This window comes from Pseudoalteromonas sp. TAE79, assembly GCF_000498015.1.
In the GTDB taxonomy this organism is placed as follows: Bacteria; Pseudomonadota; Gammaproteobacteria; order Enterobacterales; family Alteromonadaceae; genus Pseudoalteromonas.
This window is the reverse complement of the sequence record NZ_AUTL01000085.1, coordinates 13,679-31,362: the sequence shown is the minus strand read 5'-3', so window position 1 is coordinate 31,362 and position 17,684 is coordinate 13,679. Positions and strand designations below refer to the sequence as shown.

The following is a 17,684-nucleotide window of genomic DNA, read 5'->3' as shown; positions in this document are numbered from 1 at the left end:
CTAAGTATAGGGCGTTGCGCTATTTTGCACGCTGACCCACCAATACTGCCGAAACAGGTTACGGTTAGTTGTGTACCTCTAACTTCTTATGGCTTCCTTCAGACCCCACCGTTGGCCAGTGACGCCCTTGCCATTCAGATTATCTTCCCCTTAGTCAGGGTGATAAGGCATCTTTCAGCCTATCGGGTTTGCCAGCTTCGCTGGGCAAACAAAAAAAACGACGCTAAAAAGCGCCGTTTCATTATTAATAATAATTTAAATTTACTTAGTTAAATCATCAAAAAACTTTTTAACACCGTCAAAAAAGCCTTGCTCTTTAGGACGATTTTTCGAGCTATCTGTACCCATACTTTCATCTAACTCTTGCAGTAGTTCACGTTGACGCTCGTTAAGATTAACTGGCGTTTCGATTACTACCTTACAAATTAGATCGCCTTGGGCACCACTTCGAACAGACTTAACGCCTTTGCCACGCATACGGAACATTTTGCCCGTTTGCGTTTCAGAAGGTATTTTAAGTTTTGCACGACCATCAAGTGTAGGCACCTGAATTTCGCCACCAAGACCTGCTGTTGTAAAGCTAATTGGTACTTCACAGTATAAATTATTTGCTTCACGTACAAATATTTCATGTTCGCGAACAGATACTTGCACGTACAAGTCGCCAGATGGCGCGCCGTGCATTCCGGCTTCACCTTCACCAGTTAAGCGGATACGGTCTCCTGTATCAACGCCAGCTGGAATTTTAACTGAAAGCGTTTTAGTTTTTTCTACGCGGCCCTGACCATGACATTTGTTACAAGGGTCTGAAATAATCTGACCTTGTCCCTGACACGTTGGACACGTTTGCTGAACAGCAAAGAAACCCTGGCGCATTTGTACCTGGCCAGCACCATGACATGTAGTACATGTTTTAGGCTTTGAACCTGCTTTAGCACCACTGCCATCACACGGCTCACAACCCACCCATGTTGGCACTTTAATTTCAACTTCTTTACCACGAACCGCTTCTTCTAAGCTCAAGTCCATGTTGTAACGTAAGTCAGAACCACGTTGTTGACGAGATTGACGTCGACGACCGCCGCCACCAAAAATATCGCCAAATACGTCACCAAATACATCACCAAAATCGCCATGACCGCCACCAAAGCCGCCATGACCACCGCCACCGCCTTGCTCAAATGCCGCGTGACCATGTTGGTCATACATTTGGCGTTTTTGAGGATCGGTTAAAATCTCGTAAGCTTCTTTAACTTCTTTAAATTTAGTTTCAAGCTCTTTATCGCCTGCGGTACGATCTGGATGATATTTCATCGCTAAGCGTTTATACGCTTTTTTTATGTCTCGCTCACTCGCATCTTTGCTTACGCCGAGGGCTTCGTAATAATCGCGTTTTGACATATCTATCACACTACTCTTTTCTGTTTGCAGCGTGAGCTGCTGGATAAACCGATAAATCGCATCGATTTATCATTGAATTTTTAAACCTTAAATACATGCAAAAGGCGCGACAAGCTATTGCTCGCGCGCCTCAATTGTTCATCCTAACCTAAACACTCGATTGAGTTAAGTGTTTTTGGCTAGCGAGAAGCGTTAGCAACAATTACTTGTCGTCTTTCACTTCTTCGAACTCTGCATCAACAACGTCGTCGTCTTGCTTAGCTGATTGCTGTTGCTCGCCTGCATCTGCTGAACCTTGCTGTGCTTTCGCTTGTGCAATTTCCATTAGTTTTTGAGACTTTTCAGCAAGAGCTTGAGTTTTAGCTTCAATCTCTTCTTTGTTGTCGCTCTTAATAGCAGCTTCTAAATCTACAACAGCCGCTTCAATCGCTTCTTTGTCTTCGCTTGGTAATGCATCGCCAGCTTCTTCAATTTGCTTACGAGTACCGTGTACTAGAGCATCAGCTTGGTTACGAGCAGCTACAAGTTCTTCAAACTTTTTATCGTCTTCAGCATGTGCTTCTGCATCACGAACCATTTTTTCAACTTCTTCATCGCTTAGGCCTGAAGATGCTTGAATTGTGATTTTTTGCTCTTTACCTGTATCTTTATCTTTTGCAGATACATGTAAGATACCATCGGCATCAACATCGAATGTTACTTCGATTTGCGGTGTACCACGTTGTGCTGGGCGAATACCTTCTAGGTTAAATTGACCTAGAGATTTATTGTCGCTTGAACGTTTACGCTCACCTTGTAACACGTGAATTGTTACAGCAGATTGGTTATCTTCAGCTGTTGAGAATGTTTGCGATTTCTTAGTAGGAATCGTCGTGTTTTTCTCAATCAATGCTGTCATTACTGAACCCATTGTCTCAATACCAAGAGATAATGGAGAAACGTCTAGTAATAGTACATCTTTGACGTCACCAGCAAGTACACCACCTTGAATCGCTGCGCCTACTGCAACTGCTTCATCAGGGTTTACGTCTTTACGTGGTTCTTTACCGAAGAAATCAGCAACTGTTTTTTGTACTAAAGGCATACGTGTTTGGCCACCAACAAGAATAATATCGTTGATGTCGCTTACTGATAAATCAGCATCAGCAAGTGCACGTTTAAGTGGCTCTAGAGATTTAGTTACTAAATCTTCAACTAGTGATTCAAGCTTAGCACGTGTTAGTTTCACGTTCATGTGCTTAGGACCAGATGCATCAGCAGTTACATACGGAAGGTTTACTTCAGTTGATTGTGCAGATGAAAGTTCAATTTTTGCTTTTTCAGCAGCTTCTTTAACACGTTGCATTGCAAGAGGATCAGTTTTTAAGTCTAAACCTTGATCTTTCTTGAATTCAGCTACTAAGTAGTTGATTACACGATTATCGAAATCTTCACCACCTAAGTGAGTATCACCGTTTGTAGCAAGTACTTCAAAAGTGTGCTCGCCTTCAACTTCATCAATTTCAATGATTGATAAATCGAAAGTACCGCCACCTAAGTCATATACTGCAACGATGTTTTCGCCACGGTTTTTATCCATACCGTAAGCAAGTGCCGCAGCAGTTGGCTCATTGATAATACGTTTAACTTCAAGACCCGCAATACGACCAGCATCTTTAGTAGCTTGGCGTTGTGAATCGTTAAAGTATGCAGGTACTGTGATTACGGCTTCAGTTACTTCTTCACCTAAGAAGTCTTCAGCTGTTTTCTTCATTTTTTTCAGTACTTCAGCAGAAATTTGTGGTGCAGCGCGTTTTTCGCCACCCGCTTCTACCCATGCATCGCCGTTATCAGCTTTAATAATTTTGAACGGCATGATGCCGATATCACGTTGAACTTCTTCGTCTTCAAAACGACGACCAATTAAACGCTTAATTGCAAATAATGTATTTGTCGGGTTAGTAACCGCTTGACGTTTAGCAGATTGACCTACTAAAGTTTCTCCGTCTTGCGTATAAGCAATAATAGACGGGGTTGTGCGATCGCCTTCCGCGTTTTCAATAACACGTGCTTTGCCACCATCAAGTACTGCAACACAAGAGTTTGTAGTACCTAAATCGATTCCAATAATTTTACCCATGAAACTTCTCCAACTTCAATATTCGTTAATACGTTCGATGACATAGTAAATAGGGATGCGCCAAACTTATTTCAACTGTAAAAATGAAAAAAAATCCATTTTTTGTGATTTATTTACAAAATAACCCTAATAATTGTAAGGAATGGTGATTTTTGCACCGCCAGAGACGCTTTTAATTACTGGTCTGACTAGTTTGGTTGTGTTATAAATTTATTAAATCGCACTACTATAAAAGGACATCTTCATGCATTTTGAACAATTACTTCTCCAAGCTGCAAAAATTGGAAGTTCAGACAATACCGAACAATTAACTAGCACAATGCAATTTCCAGAAAACTGGTGCCAAGGCAGAACTGCTTTTGGTGGGCTCTCAGCCGCACTGTTGTATCAAGCTATCAGAGGAAAAGTATCTAATGATCGTCGCCTACTCTCACTCAGTACAAATTTTGTAGGGCCATTACTAGCTGATACTCCTTTTTCGTTATCGGTAGAAATATTACGACAAGGTAAAAGCAGCACACAGGTACTCGCCAAAGCGATTCAAAATGAACAAGTGTGTGTAATTGTACAAGCGTGTTTTGCTAAAAGTAGAGAGTCGGGTGTAAATGTGCCTGTTTCAAAGTCTTTAGGGTTAAAACCGGTAGACGAGCGCCAAACTCTACCTTTTATTAAAGGCCAAATGCCTGAATTTTTTCAACATGTTGATTTATGCCCTCAACAAGGTGCCATGCCATTTAGCAGCGCAGAAACTTCTCACTTAGGGGGCTGGATGCGCTTTAAGCATACGCCCGAACAAATAACTGAAGCGCATGTAATTGCATTAACAGATGCATGGCCACCTACGTTATTACAAATGTTTAAACAACCCGCTCCAGCTAGCAGCATGTCATGGTATTTAGAGTTTGTACAAGAGCCAAACTTAACACCTGGAGAATGGCTTGGCTTTGAAGCAATCACTCATCATTCAAAAGATGGCTATGGTTTAGAAGATGGCTGTATATGGTCACAATCCGGTGAGCTAATAGCGCTTACACGTCAAACAGTGGCGTTATTTGATTGATGAGTGGGTTTGGCCTTCATCAACAATTCTTTTATAAGTACCGTTTTGCTTGATGAGCGCCAAACCAATATCAAACTCAGTAGCTAAAGAGAGGTTATTAAAATAAGCAGGTCGCTCTGCTTTTGGAAATAAAGTGTAAATTTGCACAGCTTCGGGTGATTTATGTTGATTGTAGTAATAGTAAAAAATACGCTTGTCTAACACAATTACATCCACCCAACCTTTTAACAGCTTATCTACTTGCGCTTTTTGATTAATAACCTCTTGATATGAGCTAAAGTGTTTAACATCACTTTTAAATATAGAAGGCAGATATGCAGTTGCATTTTGAAAAGCAAGAACGTTTTTATTAAACATGCCTTCTATTTTATCAATATTATATTTATTTCGCTTGAGTGTAATGGCTACATTTTCATAACTAAGTACCGGTTTACTTGAGTAAATACCAGGACTACTTCTTCCTGCATAATTTATAAGTATATCCACTCCTTTATTATGCAATTGATGCTCAGCGCGTTTATTAGACATATATTGCACATTAATATTGGCAAATCCATTAGCCTTTAACGCGGCTTTAATTAAACCTAGGTGTATACCCGAGTCTGTTTTTGCAAAAACATAGGGCGGAATTGATGCGCTCGCGGCGATAATTACTTCTCGCTCTTTATTAATTGCCACAGCATTATGCGAACAAATAAAGAGCCACATTAATATGCAGTACAAATAATATTTCACACGCTTCCTTTATATAACGAGCAGCTTGATGGCAGAACGCGTTGTATTAATGTATTAAATATAGCAAAATTGAAGAAATATTCTTCTTGCTTGGTATTAAATTGCAAACTGTCTGCCCCTGTTGTGATCTGATCATAGATATACCTCGCATAATCGCAAAACAAATGGCGATATGCCCACATTGTCACCATAAACTTTGCGAAGCCGATGTTAATCACGACAGTCGCATAGTTGCACTAAGCTTTAGCGCACTATTAATGCTGCTCAGCAGTATGTTTTACCCTTTTATTTCATTTAGTAGTAGCGGTATAACTCAAACTATTACACTACCCGACGCGGCTCGAATTTTATTTAATTATGATAGTGAGCTGCTTGGCTTATTTATTGATTTGAGCATTATTGCCCTGCCCATGGGTTTGCTTCTTATTTTAATTCCTTTGCATCTTGGGCTTTTAAAAACATTACCAGAGGGCATTGCAAGGCGACTACTAAAGTTCACTTTGGCGTTAGAGCCTTGGATTATGTCGGAAATATTTTTAATTGGCGTACTTGTTAGTATGGTTAAAATCATGTCGCTGGCTGATATTAGCTTCGGCACGAGTTTTTGGGCTTATGTGGGGTTTGTTATTTTATACATAGCTGCACTTGTTCACTTAAATCGCCCACGCTTATGGGCTCAAATAAAGCCTGTAAAAGTACTCGAAGGCGCAGAGCATGCTAAACGTGCAATAGATGAAAATATTAAAGCCTGCCATGTGTGCCATCAACTATGTACCGGTAATATTTGCCAGCGTTGCCATACAAAAACACACGTCAGAAACCCTTATAGCGTACAAAAAGCAGCAGCTTGGCTAATTACTTCTGTTGTTTGTTATATTCCAGCTAATGTTTTACCTATTATGCATACCACTAGCCTTGGGGATGAATCACCTTCTACTTTAATTGGTGGCGTAATTACACTTTGGAAAAGTGGCTCCTACCCCATTGCTGCCATTATATTTTTAGCCAGTGTTGTTGTGCCGCTTGCAAAAGCATTTGTACTCAGCTTTTTATGCTTTATGGTTACAAGGCCTGCAAACAGACACACAAAAAGTTATACACGAATTTATCAACTGACAGAGTTTATTGGCAAATGGTCGATGATAGATGTATTTGTAGTGGCTATTTTAGTTGCCTTGGTTCAATTGGGTAATTTAATGTCAGTAACGCCAGGATTAGGCATTGTATTTTTTACAGTTATGGTAATATGCCAAATGATGGCTGCCCATGCCTTTGACCCACGCTTATTGTGGGATTCCCCTAAAAACAAAAAATCAGAGAACAAAGCATGACCGAAACCGCCGAAATAACAAAAGAACCGAAAATTTCCGCTATCTGGATCATTCCGGCAATTGCGCTTTTAGTGGGCATGTGGATGTTATACCAATACCAAGCTAATAAAGGCCCTACTATTTTTATCGAAATGCCACAAGCAGAAGGTATTATTGCAGGTAAGACTGAAATAAAAGTGCGCAGTGTAAAAATAGGTCAAATTGATCATGTTCGGCTATCCGACACGCAAGACAGCGTAATTGCTCGCGCGCAAATAGATAAAAATTACAACGAGCTACTGACTAACGATGCCAAAATTTGGGTCGTGAAACCACGCATTGATGAAACAGGTATTAGCGGGATGAGTACGTTATTGTCTGGTGTATATTTAGAGTTTTCACCCGGTGAAAGTAAAGAACTAAAAGAGCGTTTTAAGTTACAAGATGAACCAGCCCTCATTGGTAAAGATGTGAAAGGTGGTCGTTTTAGATTAATGAGTTACAACGCTGAAGTACTTGATGTAAGCACCGGTATATTCTTCAAAAATTATAAAATAGGGCAAATAGAAACCGCCACTTTTGATTGGGAAAACCAAGCAATGAAGTATGGCGTATTTATTAAAGCCCCTTATCAAAATCTGATCACCATGAACTCAATATTTTGGGTGAACGCAGGAATTGAAATTGACCTATCTGCCGATGGTATCAATATTAATACGGGCTCTTTGAGTAAACTATTAAAAGGCGGTATTTCGGTAGGTTTACCTGAACAACAGGCCCCGGGTGAAATAGCACAAGATGGGCATAGCTTTTCATTAAGCCAAAGCTATAAAGAGGCGTTAGAAGAGCGCTTTTATGATTTTGATTACTACCTAATTGAATTTGAACAATCAGTTCGAGGACTACGCACAGGTGCACCTGTCGAATACAGAGGTATGCGTGTAGGTACTGTTGTTGAAACCCCTGCCAATGTAATTATTGACGGTAAACCTGCCCACTTTAGAAANCAGTGCTTATAAAAGTAGAATACGGACGTTTGTATCATGACAGTGCTTCAGCAAAAGAGTATTGGCAAGGTAGTTTAAAAGGCTGGATTGAAAGTGGTATGCGCGCCTCGTTAAAGCCTGGTAATTTATTAACGGGTGCTGTGTATGTAGATTTTGATATATACCCCGACGCGCCAGAAGCGCACCTAGGTAAACTTGTGCAGTATGATGTTTTTCCGAGTATTTCTAGCGGTATAACTGTATTAGCAGATCAAGTTTCTGACGTACTTAATAAGGTAAATAACTTAAAAGTTGAAGATAGCTTGGCACAAATGCAAGCTACATTTACCGATTACCGAGCGCTTGCTAATGAAATGCGAGAGCTGCTAAGCCAAAAAGATACACAAAACTTACCTGGCGACTTTAACCGTAATTTCGAAAAGATGACGAAAAGCATGGAGCAGTTTGAAGTCACTATGCGCCAATTTGATAAAACCATGGCCAGTTACCAAGCCGGTTCTGAACTTCATCATCAAATACAGCAAACGTTAAAAGAGTTTAAACGTTTAAGTGAGGGCCTACAGCCTCTAACTCGCGGATTAAACGAGCAACCTAATATGCTAATTTTTGATAAATCATTACCAGCAGATCCAAAACCAAGGAAGCAATAATGAAATCGTTATTTTTAACTGCAAGTTTATTATTACTATTGGCAGGTTGTAGTTCATCAATACAAACTGCGACACAGTATTACCAGTTTGAGCAGCCTATAGGTGCATCGTCTCGAAACGTTGCAGATACAGATGCGCAACTAAGAATACAAACGGTTGTACTTAGAGGCGCTTTAAATAATTTGGGCATTGCTATGAAAATAGATAGCAACCAAATTCATGCTGCAAATTATAACCTGTGGGGCGAATCGCCGGATGTAATGCTTACTGCAACAGCCCAGCAAACACTTTTTAATGCTATGCCCAACTGGATGGTAATAAAAGGCTTACCGGTCATTACTGAACTTGATCAACAAACGTTTTATGAGCTTGAATACGAAATTCACCACTTTAATGGCGATATGCAAGGTAACACTGATATTTCTGGGCTTTGGCGTTTATATTACACACACCCTGAAACAGGCCGACGCCTTATAAGTATTAATAATTTTTCGCAATTGGTCCCTATTGATGATGATGGCTATGACGGTTTAGTTTCAACACTTGAAGCAACATGGCTAAATATAAACCTAAATGTTGCAAAACAAATAGAACAAGCAAGACTTTAATCATTAAGTGACAATATAATCACGGCGGTTTTGTCATCATTGATAACCGCCTTGCCCTCTATTTTAAAACCCAATTTTAACAACACATTCTGCGATGCCCTATTATCTGGTGATGTTATTGCACACAGTTTTGTAATTCCAAATTCATGCTTATATTGCAAAAGTGCGCTGGCCGCTTCAAAAACATAACCCTTTTTTTCAAAACCGCTTACAAGTGCAAAACCTAAATCAGGTTGCAGTAACGCGGCGCGCTTATAAAACCCAACAACGCCAACCATTACAGCATTATGCAAAGTAATAACGTAAGGCCCAAAGCCTTGGTATTTATGAGAAGCAATAAATGACTGATTGATGTACGACTTGGCATCATCAAGGGTATAGATTGCTTTATCACCAATATGCTCTATGAAACTCGCCTGATTAACTAGCTTAAGTAAAATAGCTGCATCAAGCTCATTTGCATGGCGTAACAACAGACGATTTGTTTTAAGTACGGCGTTCAATGTAAGTTTCTCTAAAAAACTTTGTTTAGCATGTAACTTTTTGTTGACTGAAATTAAAAAGCAGATTATTTTTGCGCCGATGTTTTTACAGGCACAACAATAGCGGTTTGCACTCCTTGCACCGTCTGGCGCCAAAGCCAACGCGTTTCACTTAAACAGCTATTTAACATAACTGTTTATGTGTCTCTCCCTCGCGTACAAAAGCAGTGACTTGGAAGATGATTTTACAACAAACTTATCATCTTCTTTGTTTTTGTATAAGCAGTTTAAAAATTAATACTATTTTAATTTTTATACATGCTTTTAATTTTGTGAATACTTAAATGCTTGAACCTTCTGCGTTGAGTTTACTACCACCGTTAGTGGTGGTTGTATTGGCTGTTGTATTACGCCGCCCTATTTTATCTTTACTTATTGGTGCTTTAGTTGGTTTAGTTATCGCCGATCCTGCACAGGTACTTACTAACTTTGCGAGTACATCGCTAAAAGTGATGACAGACGAAACCATCGGCTGGCTAATACTTGTATGTGGTGGCTTTGGTGCTTTAATCGCGCTATTAGTGCGCACAGGTGGTGCATCGGCTTTTGGCAAGTTAGCCCTTAAATACACTAAAGGTAAACGCTCATCTTTGTTTATGACCTTTTGTTTGGGTGTAGTTATTTTTATTGATGACTACTTAAATGCGCTTACCGTGGGTGAAACCATGAAACGCATTACCGATAAATTTAAAGTGAGCCGTGAGATGCTTGCCTATGTTGTAGACTCTACTGCTGCACCAATTTGTGTACTTGTCCCTTTATCTACCTGGGCGGTTTTTTTTGGTGGCTTACTTGTAGATAACGGTATTGCTGAAGAAGGCAAAGGGATTGCGGTTTATATCCAAGCCATACCGTATATGTTTTATGCGTGGTTTGCAGTGCTTGTTGTTTTACTTGTTGTGCTGGGTATTATTCCTGCGATTGGTCCAATGAAAAAAGCAGAGCAAATGGCGCAAATTGAGCAAGCTCAAGTCGATCCAGCCCAATACAATGATGTTCAAACAGCGGATGAATATGCAGTAAAAGCCGTAGAAGAGAACTTTGAAGATGCTGATCCTAAAGGTAAATTACGTAACTTTTTGGTGCCAATTATTTTACTGGTTGCATTTACTGTTTACTTTGAAATAGACGTATACAAAGGCTTATTAGCAACAATGGCGGTCACTCTCCCGTTTTATGCTCTACAAAAATTAATGAGTGTAAGTGAAATGATTGAACGCATGCTTGATGGCTTTAAAAGTATGATCCCCGCTATTGGTACTGTTATAGCTGCGTTTATATTTAAAGATGTATGCGACTTAATTGGTTTGCCTCAGTTTGTTATTGGCAGCTTAAGCCCTTATATGACCGCTGCATATTTACCAGCCGTGGTATTTATTTCAATGGCTATTTTAGCGTTTGCAACAGGGTCTAGCTGGGGTATTTTTGCTGTATCAATTCCCATTGTTATGCCACTGGCTAATGCGGTTGATGCAAACATACCACTGGTCATTGGTGCGCTATTATCGGCTTCCTCTTTTGGTAGCCAAGCGTGTTTTTACTCAGATTCAACCGTACTCGCAGCGCAAGGTTCTGGTTGTAATTTAATGAGCCATGCCGTTACACAATTGCCTTACACGCTAATTGCTGCGGCATTAGCTGTTATAGGCTTTTTAATAATGGCTTAAATTAGCTGAATAAATAAAAACCCCAATGTAGTAATACATTGGGGTTTATTTTTAGCTGTATAAATAAAGCTTATTTTTGTAGTTTAATACCATTGTAATAGGCATCAAGCGTTGTGATTTTAGTTTGATTTGGTAAATCGGCAAAGTCACTTTCTATAAACTTAGTCCCGCGTAATTGCACATTTAAACGTGCAGCATTAGGGTTAAGCATTGTTTGCTTATAGTAGTCTTTTATATCTGCAAGCGTTACTTTTTCAACTTCATCAATCAGCTTTTGCTTAGAATCAAAGGTAAAGTTTTCACGGTACCAATCGTTTATAAGTGGGCTCATTTCGTCACTTAAGTTTTTAGGCTGCTCTTTAAGTGATACAAGGGTAGAGTTTTTCAGCTGCTCAAAAGTCTCTTCGCTCATGTTATCAAGTTCAACTGCGTATTCTTTTTTAAACTTATCAAAACGAGCTTGTATTTCTTTTGGTCCTTTAACTGGTGTTTGAATATACAAACCAATTGCTGAGTAATCTTCAATTGGGCGAGCTAACGCACCTACTGCGTATGCAAGTTGCTCCTCAGTACGCATTTTATCAAACGCAACTGTTCTAAAGTGGCTTTGTAATACAGCTGCTTCTGCTTTTTGTTTGTAACCCGCAACAGGATGAACGGTCATATCAACCACCGCTACATCGGCTACATCGATATCTTTTTGCAGTACCAGTGTTTCGCCCGGTTGTGGCAACCACGCTTTGCTTCGTGCAAATTCACTGCGCTTATGATTACTTGGTAATGTTGCACTTAACTCTTGTGCAATCGCGTCAATATCTTGCTGATCGTAGTTACCGTAACTAAATACGCGTAAATCGTTTTGTGCAAACGTAGCTGTTTTTAATTGTGCTAAGTCGGCAACACTCAGTGAGTCAGCGGCTTTTATAAGCGCATCTGTATCAAAGCCACCTGTACGGGTTAGTTTTGAATACTCGCCAAATGCTTGTGCATACGGAAACTGCTTTTGTTGGTTTAGTAAATTACGCTTAAAGCGATCTACCGCTTGGCTAAATGCTTGTGCTGTTTCATCGGCTTTTAATCCGGTTAAAGCTTGTTTAAGCAATACATCTTGCTTATCTGTAAAACCACTCATAGATAAAACAAGACCATTACTCGGTGCTAAGCTTACGCTCATACCGGCGATTGCTGCTTCGGTACTTAACTGACTTTGTTGAATATTGTATAAATCAGCCCAAACAGAATAAAGTACTTCTGCTTTAATATCGTTCAAACCGGGTTGAGTATTTATATAAACTTCGACAAGCCCTTTTGGCTGCTCTGCAAATTTTTGACTTGCTTGGCGCCATACTTTTACACCATTTTTATCGTAAGCAAGTTCTGGGTGTTTTTGTTCTTTAAATGCTTGAGTTTTTATTGCAAAATTTTCAGGCAATAAATTGTTTACTGTTGGTAGTGCTAACTTAAATTCGCTTGGTTTTTTCCAGCTGGCAATTTCATCATCGCTAATGTCACTGATGCGGTATTTACCGTCGTAAAAGTGTAGTTGTGAGTCTGTCTCTTCTTGCTGCGATACATACCAAATACGAAGGGTGTCGGCATTTAACTGCTCAAGTACATTGTTTACAGCGTCAGCGTCAAACTTTGCATAATAATAAGGTGCATTAATAGCGTGATTTAACGGATAGTCTTGCATGCTTTGCGTAAGCGAGCTTACATAATTAAACTCATCACCTTTTTCTAGAAACTTAAACTGGTTATTAAGGGAAGTACGAATTTCGTTGAAGTACTTGCTATCAACGCCTTCTTTTTTAATTAAATCGATGTACTGCATAATAGTCGCAACTATTTCATCACGATTTTTCATGCCTTCATCGGTAAGTTCTACATTTACATTTAACGAACCATAGTTGCCATATTGATTTGGTGCAGCTGAAGCTGAAAGCTGAGACACCCATCCTTTATCACGAAGAAGTTGCGCTGGGCTGCCCGGCATTTCATTACTTAGTAAATACGCTACAAATCGGTTTGGTTTAAGTGCAAATTCGCTATTATTATTAGCAATGGTGAAATCAAGTTGCAGCTGTTTTACATCTTCATTTGGTGCATAAAACACGCGTTTTCCGCCAGCGTTATCAAAATCAAGTTTTGCAGTCACTGTTGGTTTTTCGATATTTTTATTTTTTATGTCAGCAAAGTATTTTTGCGCTTTTTGCTCCATTTCAGCAATAGGTAAATTAGAAATAAGCGCAACTTTCATAATATTTGAAGAGTAGTATTTATTATAAAAATCAACCGTTTCTTTATGAAGTGAACTGTTTTCTTTATCACCAAGGGTTTCTAGGTTACCAATTAAAAAGCGATTAGCTGGGTGATCGCCCATCATTTTACGCGCGAGTTTAAATTGTCCAAAAAAGTCCATTTCGCGGCGCATTGACCACTCTGCGTTTACTGCATTTTTTTCTTTGTCTGTGTATTCTGGGTATAACTTAGGCGCTTTGAAAAAGTCAGCAAAACGGTCTAGCCCTTCATCAAACGCGTCGTTATTAATTTTAAACATGTAATTAGTAATATCGAGCCACGTGTAAGCATTGTGCGCGCCACCATTTTTGGTCATAAAATCAGAATACCCTTTTGTGTCTGGGTAGCGATCTGTGCCTAAAAACAGCATGTGCTCTAAATAATGCGCCATACCTTGTTGCGACATTGGGTCGTGCAGTAAACCAACACCAACGCTTAGTGCCGCTGCTGATTTTTCAGCACCTGGATCTGACACTAAAATTACTTCAATGTCGTTTGCCAGCTTAAGTGTTTTATATGCACGGTTATCGTTAGGACTAACGACTAACGTATCTGATAGTAAAGAGGCCTGAGGCGCCACTGAAACCGAAGCCGTATTTGAACAACCACTTAAAACTGCAAGTGCGATTGCACTAAAACCAATAATTTTTTTCATTTTTGTTTTCCATTAAAAAGTATTGCGCAAAATAGCGTGCGCCAATTCAAAGCAATATAGTTAAGCTAAACTAACATTTTCAATTAATAACTTTCTACAAAATAACGCTATTTTGTGTAACACATTGTGAAAAATGTCTTCATAATCGGATATTAGTTGGGAGTCTGCCAACCTTGTGAGATTAAAAATCTTTCAATATCAAAAAATACGCAAATTCTAAATAATAATAAGGAAAAACAATGGAAAAAATCATCATACTTGCCATGTTTGCACAAGTTACGCTTTCACTGGTTGTCATGCTCATTATGGGTAAAAGGCGCTTTGCCGCAGCTAAAAACAAACAACTAGATTTAAGTGATTTTAAAACAATGCAATTAGATAAGGCTGGCGACACTATTAGGGTGGCAGATAGAAACTTTTCAAATCAGTTTGAAATACCTGTGCTTTTTTACGCGGGGTGTTTACTTGCACTGCAACTAAATAGCGCCAGTACACTTGTGGCAATACTGGCCTGTTTATTCGTAATAACCCGTATTGTGCATAGTGTTATTCATTTAGGTGAAAATAACGTACGAGCACGTTTTAAAGTGTTTTTATTTGGCTGTGTCTGTGTGTTTTCAATTTGGCTGGCAATGGTTTGGCGAGTAATGCTTTAAACAGCTCATGCTAAGCAGTAATGTGAAAGGCAATTTACGCCTGCCACATTACTATTGATTAGATTTAATTATTTAGCACGTCTTAAGCGAGGAAGCACAAGTAAAAAAGCGCCTAAAAGCCACGCTAGCCCACCGCCAGAACTACTATCTGAGTTTATTGGTGCACCTGAGTCAATTAACGTATTTTCAGTTACAGTAAGGCCAGCAGCAGAATTTGGATCATCATCCATCACGGTTACACTTTGAATAGTTCCTAAATTAGCACTGCTGAAGCTTACATCACTGCTTGAGCATTGCTCAGCGGTAATATCAACAACCGGCATATCGTTGCAATGAACCAGTGCTGCAATTTTATCTAAAGTCGACTAACTCGCTGCTGTTATTTGCCCAAACACAGTAAAACCGCCGTTTTGTGTATCTAGCGCTGCACTTCCTGCGCTGTTATTAGCCATATTAAAAAACCACTGACTTGTAGCGCTATTTTCATTGCCTGATAACTTAGCCATTGCAATAGTGCCTTTAACGTTTGAAAAAACAGGCTCATTTTCTACGGCTGGCTTTGTAGTAATCGCATCTAATGAATCTGAGTATGTAAATCCACCACCTTGAATAACAAAGTTACTTATTGAACGGTGAATCACTGTTTCATTATATGAATCGTCTTGAACATAACTTAAAAAATTGGCGACTGTTTTAGGTGTTTGTTGATCAAATAAGTTAATTTCTATGACACCTTGGCTCGTGTTCATTTCGATAATAGTGGCAGTACTCGTAAAACTTGCTGCGGCGAGTACTGAGCCAAGTAAGAGTTTTTTCATGTTATATCCTGTTGTTATATTTATTTAAATAATTATTAATACAAGTAAGTTAATATTATTCAGTTAAAAAATCGATAATAAAAAGGTGATTGATACAAATTAGATCGCCTCGGTAACATTTAAATTACATTTTATATATTCTTTTAAGTTATAAAAAAAACTTTACCAAAGCTAAATCGTCTTTCGTTAAAAAGTACTTTTGTTAGTATTTATCAAAATTTAAAAACTAGGTAATACACATGCCAGACAATAAACACACAATTTGTGACTTTGGTTTACACAGAGGCCAAGCTTACACAAAGCTACCTGCCAGCTTTTTAACGTGGATGATTGCAGCAAACCATGAAAAATCTGAATATGCGAGTAAAGAGTTAAAGCGCAGAGAAACAGCTGCAACAAGCCGTAATTAAGGTAAAATGTAAATAAGTACGTTTTTTTCGCATAAAACTAGTTTAAACTAGCCACTCAATAAATTAAGTGGGCCTTAATAGACAGGTATTTTATGCGAATAATTATTTTATTTTCAGTTTTTTTAAGCGTACTTGGGTGCACATCGGCAACTTCCGACCCAAGTGTAAGTAACTCTCCTGCAACTCAATATCTTACTGTGCTTCATACTAACGATAACCATGGGCGCTTTTGGCACAACGAAAAAGGCGAGTACGGTATGGCCGCTCGTAAAACTCTTATTGACTCTTTACGCAGTGAAGCTCATAAACAAGGTCATGCGGTATTGCTACTCTCTGGTGGTGATATTAATACTGGTATTCCTGAGTCAGATTTACAAAAAGCAGAGCCTGACTTTAAAGGGATGTCTTTGATTGGTTATGATGCAATGGCATTAGGTAATCACGAATTCGACAACCCTATTAAGGTGTTAAACAAACAACAGCAATGGGCTACTTTCCCACTTTTATCTGCTAATATTTTTGAAAAAGCCACTGGTGAACACGCGTTTGATAGTTACAAAATATTTAAAAAAAATGGATTAACTATTGCTGTTATTGGTTTAACAACAACCGACACAGCTAAAATTGGTAACCCTCAGTATATTGGGCACTTAGAGTTTAAAGACCCTGTTGACGTTACCGCAAAACTAGCTAAAGAAATAAAAGCTAAGTACAACCCTGACATTACCATTGCGCTTACTCATATGGGTCATTATGTTGATGCTAACTTTGGTATTAACGCACCGGGTGATGTAACACTCGCTCGCTCATTGCCTGCAAACACGCTTGATATGATCATTGGTGGTCACTCTCAAGAACCTGTATGTATGAGCGATACAAATGTAAATGACGACAACTTTAAACCAGGCTTAGCCTGTAAACCAGACCAACAAAACGGTACTTATATTATGCAAGCCCATGAATGGGGTAAGTATGTTGGTAAAGCTGAGTTTAAACTTGAAAACGGTAAATTAACGTTACTAAACTACAAACTGATGCCAGTTAATTTGTATGTAGATAAAGTACAAGCTGATGGCTCTACTAAAGAAGTATTGGCAAACGAGTACATTAAACCAGACTCAAAACTTGAATCTTATTTAGCGGTATATCAAGCAAAAGGTGCTAAACAAATTGAAGGTACCATTGGTGAAGTTGATGCTCGCTTAGAAGGCGACAGAAACAAAGTTCGCTACCAACAAACTAATCTTGCGCGCGTAATTATTCAAGCTCAAATGGATGTAGTAAATGCAGACTTTGGACTAATAAGTGGTGGTGGTATTCGCAGCTCAATAGAAGCGGGTGAAATAAGCTATAAAGATATTTTAAAGGTGCATCCTTTTAAAAACCGTATTACTTATATGGATTGGCAAGGCAGTGATTTATGGGATTACTTAAATACAGTAACGAGCTTCCCACCGGATGCAGGTGCTTACTTACAGTACCATAAGCTATCGTTTGAACGTAAAAATGGCCAGCTAGTTAATGTGGTTATTAATGGTCAACCTTTGAATAAAAATAAAACGTACCGTATGAGTCTAAATAGCTATAACGCATCAGGCGGTGATGGTTATCCTACGCTTACAAATAAAAAAGGCTTTGTTAGTACAGACGAAACAGATGCCCAAGCGCTACAAGACTTTATATCAAAAAACAGCCCTCTTAAAGCGGCTGAATTTACACCTAAATAAATAAAGATAATAATAGGAAAG

The 17,684-nt window shown here is 39.0% G+C and carries 12 protein-coding genes and 3 pseudogenes; 9 read left to right on the top strand and 6 right to left on the bottom strand.

The window, feature by feature from the left end; all coding sequences use genetic code 11:
- Positions 1-273, top strand: a pseudogene (locus L655_RS1000000127695) (hypothetical protein); the annotation flags it as partial.
- Here the strand turns inward: L655_RS1000000127695 and dnaJ are convergent.
- Together dnaJ and dnaK are read right to left on the bottom strand one after the other, a co-directional pair.
- Entirely contained in the window at positions 262-1,401 is a 1,140-nt protein-coding gene (dnaJ, locus tag L655_RS0104140) for a molecular chaperone DnaJ (protein ID WP_024604193.1), read from the bottom strand. The pseudogene L655_RS1000000127695 and the gene dnaJ overlap by 12 nt on opposite strands.
- Before the next feature lie 202 nt (positions 1,402-1,603).
- The gene (gene dnaK, locus L655_RS0104135) at positions 1,604-3,520 is read right to left on the bottom strand and encodes a molecular chaperone DnaK (RefSeq protein ID WP_002959064.1); all 1,917 of its coding nucleotides are present in this window, start codon (positions 3,518-3,520) and stop codon (positions 1,604-1,606) included.
- Between the two features lie 244 nt (positions 3,521-3,764).
- Here dnaK and L655_RS0104130 point away from each other — a divergent pair, with 244 nt between their 5' ends.
- Positions 3,765-4,580 carry a thioesterase family protein gene (locus L655_RS0104130; protein WP_024604192.1) on the top strand — a complete coding sequence of 272 codons (816 nt, stop codon included), beginning with the start codon at positions 3,765-3,767 and terminating at the stop codon, positions 4,578-4,580.
- Here the strand turns inward: L655_RS0104130 and L655_RS01000000125045 are convergent.
- Complete coding sequence (locus L655_RS01000000125045; RefSeq protein ID WP_076915285.1) at positions 4,569-5,288, bottom strand: transporter substrate-binding domain-containing protein; 720 nt, start codon at positions 5,286-5,288, stop codon at positions 4,569-4,571. The genes L655_RS0104130 and L655_RS01000000125045 overlap by 12 nt on opposite strands.
- Before the next feature lie 191 nt (positions 5,289-5,479).
- On the opposite strand from L655_RS01000000125045, the gene L655_RS0104120 reads away from it, so the two are divergent.
- From L655_RS0104120 to L655_RS0104110, 3 genes and pseudogenes are all read left to right on the top strand, one after another.
- The gene (locus L655_RS0104120) at positions 5,480-6,646 is read left to right on the top strand and encodes a paraquat-inducible protein A (RefSeq protein WP_010553945.1); all 1,167 of its coding nucleotides are present in this window, start codon (positions 5,480-5,482) and stop codon (positions 6,644-6,646) included.
- Positions 6,643-8,282: pseudogene (gene pqiB, locus L655_RS01000000125040) on the top strand (intermembrane transport protein PqiB). Before L655_RS0104120 ends, pqiB begins: the two are co-directional and overlap by 4 nt.
- The gene (locus L655_RS0104110; RefSeq protein ID WP_024604190.1) at positions 8,282-8,890 is read left to right on the top strand and encodes a PqiC family protein; all 609 of its coding nucleotides are present in this window, start codon (positions 8,282-8,284) and stop codon (positions 8,888-8,890) included. The pseudogene pqiB and the gene L655_RS0104110 overlap by 1 nt, the downstream one beginning before the upstream one ends.
- Here the strand turns inward: L655_RS0104110 and L655_RS01000000125035 are convergent.
- The gene (locus L655_RS01000000125035) at positions 8,887-9,393 is read right to left on the bottom strand and encodes a GNAT family N-acetyltransferase (RefSeq protein ID WP_024604189.1); all 507 of its coding nucleotides are present in this window, start codon (positions 9,391-9,393) and stop codon (positions 8,887-8,889) included. The genes L655_RS0104110 and L655_RS01000000125035 overlap by 4 nt on opposite strands.
- 323 nt (positions 9,394-9,716) lie before the next feature.
- Between L655_RS01000000125035 and L655_RS0104100 the strand changes: the two genes are divergently transcribed.
- Positions 9,717-11,099: a Na+/H+ antiporter NhaC family protein gene (locus L655_RS0104100; protein ID WP_024604188.1), complete on the top strand. Its 1,383-nt coding sequence runs from the start codon at positions 9,717-9,719 to the stop codon at positions 11,097-11,099.
- A gap of 70 nt (positions 11,100-11,169) precedes the next feature.
- Here the strand turns inward: L655_RS0104100 and L655_RS0104095 are convergent, their stop codons facing one another.
- Positions 11,170-14,052, bottom strand: coding sequence for an insulinase family protein (locus L655_RS0104095; RefSeq protein ID WP_024604187.1), 2,883 nt, complete (start codon positions 14,050-14,052; stop codon positions 11,170-11,172).
- A 239-nt stretch (positions 14,053-14,291) separates the two neighbouring features.
- Here L655_RS0104095 and L655_RS0104090 point away from each other — a divergent pair, with 239 nt between their 5' ends.
- Positions 14,292-14,708, top strand: a complete 417-nt coding sequence (locus L655_RS0104090; RefSeq protein WP_024604186.1) for an MAPEG family protein — start codon at positions 14,292-14,294, stop codon at positions 14,706-14,708.
- A 68-nt stretch (positions 14,709-14,776) separates the two neighbouring features.
- Here L655_RS0104090 and L655_RS01000000125030 read toward each other — a convergent pair.
- Positions 14,777-15,526: pseudogene (locus L655_RS01000000125030) on the bottom strand (peptidylprolyl isomerase).
- A gap of 239 nt (positions 15,527-15,765) precedes the next feature.
- On the opposite strand from L655_RS01000000125030, the gene L655_RS1000000127515 reads away from it, so the two are divergent.
- Both L655_RS1000000127515 and ushA read left to right on the top strand, forming a co-directional pair.
- Positions 15,766-15,936 carry a hypothetical protein gene (locus tag L655_RS1000000127515; protein ID WP_198925093.1) on the top strand — a complete coding sequence of 57 codons (171 nt, stop codon included), beginning with the start codon at positions 15,766-15,768 and terminating at the stop codon, positions 15,934-15,936.
- Positions 15,937-16,028: 92 nt separating this feature from the next.
- Positions 16,029-17,663 (top strand): bifunctional UDP-sugar hydrolase/5'-nucleotidase UshA, encoded by a 1,635-nt coding sequence (gene ushA / locus L655_RS0104075; RefSeq protein ID WP_024604185.1) that lies wholly within the window; start codon positions 16,029-16,031, stop codon positions 17,661-17,663.
- Positions 17,664-17,684: the final 21 nt, after the last annotated feature.

Coding starts and splice junctions, on each gene's coding strand:
- L655_RS0104100 (WP_024604188.1), top strand. CDS start 9,717: ATGCTTGAACCTTCTGCGTTGAGTTTACTACCACCGTTAGTGGTGGTT.
- L655_RS0104090 (WP_024604186.1), top strand. CDS start 14,292: ATGGAAAAAATCATCATACTTGCCATGTTTGCACAAGTTACGCTTTCA.
- L655_RS01000000125045 (WP_076915285.1), bottom strand. CDS start 5,288: ATGTGGCTCTTTATTTGTTCGCATAATGCTGTGGCAATTAATAAAGAG.
- L655_RS0104130 (WP_024604192.1), top strand. CDS start 3,765: ATGCATTTTGAACAATTACTTCTCCAAGCTGCAAAAATTGGAAGTTCA.
- L655_RS0104120 (WP_010553945.1), top strand. CDS start 5,480: ATGGCGATATGCCCACATTGTCACCATAAACTTTGCGAAGCCGATGTT.
- dnaK (WP_002959064.1), bottom strand. CDS start 3,520: ATGGGTAAAATTATTGGAATCGATTTAGGTACTACAAACTCTTGTGTT.
- L655_RS0104095 (WP_024604187.1), bottom strand. CDS start 14,052: ATGAAAAAAATTATTGGTTTTAGTGCAATCGCACTTGCAGTTTTAAGT.
- dnaJ (WP_024604193.1), bottom strand. CDS start 1,401: ATGTCAAAACGCGATTATTACGAAGCCCTCGGCGTAAGCAAAGATGCG.
- L655_RS1000000127515 (WP_198925093.1), top strand. CDS start 15,766: ATGCCAGACAATAAACACACAATTTGTGACTTTGGTTTACACAGAGGC.
- L655_RS0104110 (WP_024604190.1), top strand. CDS start 8,282: ATGAAATCGTTATTTTTAACTGCAAGTTTATTATTACTATTGGCAGGT.
- ushA (WP_024604185.1), top strand. CDS start 16,029: ATGCGAATAATTATTTTATTTTCAGTTTTTTTAAGCGTACTTGGGTGC.